Below are 3395 nucleotides of genomic sequence, written 5' to 3'. Positions count from 1 at the left end.
CTATGCGCCGGCCGCGAACTGATCACCTGAACGAGGCTGATGCGCACGGAAGTTCGAGCGGCAGCCATGTCCCCCGGTTTGGGAATCGCTTCTGAAGCTTGATGGTCACGGCCGTGATCTTCTCACGCCCGGCACGAGGCTCGGTAGGCGGCCACAGTGCAGCGTTGACGCCCCGCTCTTCCGTCCCGGTGCCCCGCCGTAAGAGCCTGCCGACGACCGGTCCGACACCCTCGCGCAGCAGGCCGTCCTCGTCGCCCAGCACGCCGCACGCACCGAGCCGTGGCGACAGCTTCTCAACGGGCCGGGTGTCGCCCGTACAGGCAGACGCCCGGCCGCGAAAGGGGCTGTCCCCGACCGGGACAGCCCCTCCAGCAGCGACATCTTCGGCAGACTTCTAGCGCTGGGAACGGAGTCGACGGACGGCGATCAGGACGCCGCCCCCGAGGGCGAGGAGCACGGCGGAGCCGACGGCGAGGGCCCCGTCGGTGGAGGAGGCGCCGGTCCGGGCCAGCTCCGGGGTTCCGGCGGGCGCGGTGGTGGCCGGGGCGGCGGTGGAGGGCACCGTGGGGGTGGCGGTCGACTTGGCGGGGGTGCTGTCGGCGGCGGGCTCGGCCTTCTTGGCCGGGGCGGCCGGCTCGGGCTCGGGCTCGGGCTTGGGCTTGGGCTTGGGCTTGGGCTTGGCCGGGGTGGTCGGCTCGGCGGCGTCGGCGGCGCCCGGGTGGACGACCTTGATCGTCCGGCCCGCGCTCTTGCCGGGCGCCGAGGCCTCGCCCAACCCGGTGGTGGAGACGGACAGCGAGGCGAGACCCCGGGGTGCGTCGGCGGCGAGCCCGATCCGGAACATCACGCGGCTCGCCCGACCGTTCGCCAGGTGCTGCGTCAGTGGCGAGGTGTCGACCCGGACGGCTTCGCCGCCGCAGCCGTTGTCGATGCCGAGCTTCGTCCACGCGCCGCCGCGCATGACCTCGACCGTCATGTCCTCGGCGCGCAGGTGGTTGCCCTTCAGGGTGAGGGCGGGCCAGGCCGCGTCGAAGTCCGCGCCGGTGAAGTTGGCGAACTCCACGCCGAGCTCGGCGCTGGAACCGGCGGTCAGCGAGGCCGGGGAGGGCGCGATGAAGGTGGCGGCCGGGGCTCCGTCGTGGTGCCGGGCCAGTGCCTCCTGGGAGAGGGTGGGGTTGTTGGCCTGGTACGGCCCCGAACAGGCCCAGGCGTCGCCGGCACCGAGCAGTTGGACGCCGCCCGCGAGGGCGGCGGTGGCGGCGAGGGCCGCGATGCTGCGGCGGCCGGAGAAGGCACGGTCGTTCTTCGCAGAACGGTTGATAACGGACGTGCGCATGACGTGATCCCCCAAGGACGTGTGTCGGACGGTGGTGCTCGGTGAAGACGACCGGCCCCGCTCCTTCCGAGCGGAAGCACCCCCCGGCTCTGCCGGTCTCGCTCTCCGTGCCTTCACCCTCATGGACGTCCGTCCCCGCCGGGGGTTGCAGGTGGCTCGAAAAGTTTTTTCGGAAGTCCGCGGTCGGGCTCCGGGAAGCCCACTGCGTGGACGCTGACACGGTCGAACTGTCCAAGCCCCAATCGGCAGACCGCTCCACCGAGGACGACACAGGCACGCCCGAGGCGGACGCCGCCGCAGCGCGTCTGTGCCGCCTGAACTCCGGTATCGCCGCCACTGGCTACGCGCTGGGCGCGGAGGTGGTGCTCGGCGCCGACCACCGCCCGGGCCCTGGGCCCGTGGTCTACTCCAGCGGCGCCGAGCTCTTGCCGAGCAGTTTGCCGAGCACGCCCGCCGCGGCCTGGACGTCGCCCGTGTCGCTGCGGCGCAGGACGAACATCCTCGTCAGCGCGATCAGGACCGGTCCGACGAGGATGGCCATGGGCCAGTAGTGGCCGGTGACGCCGAACCAGATCGCACCGCCGATGCAACTGAGCGAGACGACCATGCCGGCTCCGACCCCGACGAGGTGCTGCCGGTGGGCGTCGGCGGCACGGGCCTGGCGTTCCTTCAGCTTGGCGAGCTCGAGCTCGTGACGGCGCTCGGCCTCCTTCAAGCGCTGCATCTCCAGCTCGTGACGGCGTTCGTCCTGCTTGGCCTTGAGCTGGTGCTCGCGGCGGAGCTGGGGCTCCATCGCGGACAGGACCGCGACGAGGTGGCCCGTGGGGACATCGGCCCACTCAAGGGCGATCTTGTGCGCGACGTCCAGCTCAGACGATCCGCCCACCGTCTCGTGTTCAGCCACGTCGACTTCCCCCAGTCCCGTGCCCCGCTCCGACGGGAGTCCCGCCCTCACCGTTTCCGTCCACGCCACCCGGCCCAGGAGGACCTGTGCCGGAGGCCGTTGGACTGGGAGGCGGCCCGATGCGGACGAACATCTCGGCGATGCCGGTGTTGACGGTCTCAGCGGCGTCGTCGAGCTCTGGGGGAGAGTACTCCCGTAGCCGAGCTACGCCCTCGGCCAGGCGATTGATGACGTCCGGCGAATCGATGGGCTCGTCCGGACCGTTGCGCACCGACCGGGCCCTCTGGTCGGAGACCGGTTCGGCGATGCCGACCTCCCCCCGAAGTGCAGGCGTCCTCCGAAGGACAGCGCCCGCTCTGATGACGTCCGCATCGCCAGCACCCCTTCTAAAGGCGCTCGGCAGTGACTCGAGGTCCAGCGGCTTCGCGATCGGGATGGCCGACTCTTCGGCGACATCGACGATGCGCCTCGCCAGCCGGTACACGGCCTGCTCGTACTCGGTCTGATACCTCGAGAGTCTCATCAGGGCGTACAGCCCATCGGAGGCGTACTCGGCGCCGAAGGCCCTGTGCTCGAACTGGAGTTCAGCTGCGACGTTGGGAAGGCCGTAGCGGTCCGTCGGGACCCACAGGACTGGCACGATTCCGGTCGTTGACTGCCCGGAGGGCCTGAGCGCGAGGGACCTCCGCTGGGCGAAGGCGTGCCACTGCTGGCCGCAGGACGCGCTGTTGAAGTAGCGGGGTGAGTACAGCGGCACGAAGACCCTGCAGCGGGCGAGTTCTCTGCTGAGCTGCTCAGTCCACTGGTCGTCCTGGCCTGTCGATCTGTCCATGAAGCCGATGGCGCCGTCTGCGTCGGTGAGTGCCTGGACCGCGTCGCACAGGTCGTCGAAGAGACGCAGAACCCAGCGGTCAGGATCGGCGGAGCTCAGACGCCGCCGAGGTGTGCGGTCGTAGCTACGGGCGTAGCTGAGGAAGAAGTACGGCCTGCTGTCACCCTCGCCCATGTCAGCCGGGCTGCTCACGCGCGCGCCTCCCCTGTGCCCGTTCCCCGCCTGGCATCAGAAGCGATTCCCAAACCGGGGGACATGGCTGCCGCTCGAACTTCCGTGCGCATCAGCCTCGTTCAGGTGATCAGTTCGCGGCCGGCGCATAG

At 70.5% G+C, this 3395-nt stretch carries 3 protein-coding genes; all 3 read right to left on the bottom strand.

The window, feature by feature from the left end:
* Nucleotides 1–394 precede the first annotated feature (394 nt).
* The 3 genes from ABT247_RS32655 to ABT247_RS32645 all read right to left on the bottom strand — a co-directional run bounded on the left by ABT247_RS32655 (nt 395) and on the right by ABT247_RS32645 (nt 3264).
* Nucleotides 395–1336, bottom strand: a complete 942-nt coding sequence (locus ABT247_RS32655) for a hypothetical protein (protein ID WP_350750096.1) — start codon at nt 1334–1336, stop codon at nt 395–397.
* Between the two features lie 403 nt (nt 1337–1739).
* Complete coding sequence (locus tag ABT247_RS32650; RefSeq protein WP_350750093.1) at nt 1740–2240, bottom strand: hypothetical protein; 501 nt, start codon at nt 2238–2240, stop codon at nt 1740–1742.
* The gene (locus ABT247_RS32645) at nt 2233–3264 is read right to left on the bottom strand and encodes a TIR-like protein FxsC (RefSeq protein WP_350750090.1); all 1032 of its coding nucleotides are present in this window, start codon (nt 3262–3264) and stop codon (nt 2233–2235) included. The genes ABT247_RS32650 and ABT247_RS32645 overlap by 8 nt, the downstream gene beginning before the upstream one ends.
* Nucleotides 3265–3395 lie beyond the last annotated feature (131 nt).

The sequence above is a fragment of the Kitasatospora sp. NPDC001539 genome (assembly GCF_040298565.1).
In the GTDB taxonomy this organism is placed as follows: domain Bacteria; phylum Actinomycetota; class Actinomycetes; order Streptomycetales; family Streptomycetaceae; genus Kitasatospora.
The sequence above is the reverse complement of the archived record's forward strand: the minus strand, read 5'-3'. Positions and strand labels throughout refer to the sequence as shown.

What these genes read in the sequence shown, in the direction of transcription:
- ABT247_RS32655 (WP_350750096.1), bottom strand. Translation starts at nt 1,336, where the DNA reads ATGCGCACGTCCGTTATCAACCGTTCTGCGAAGAACGACCGTGCCTTC.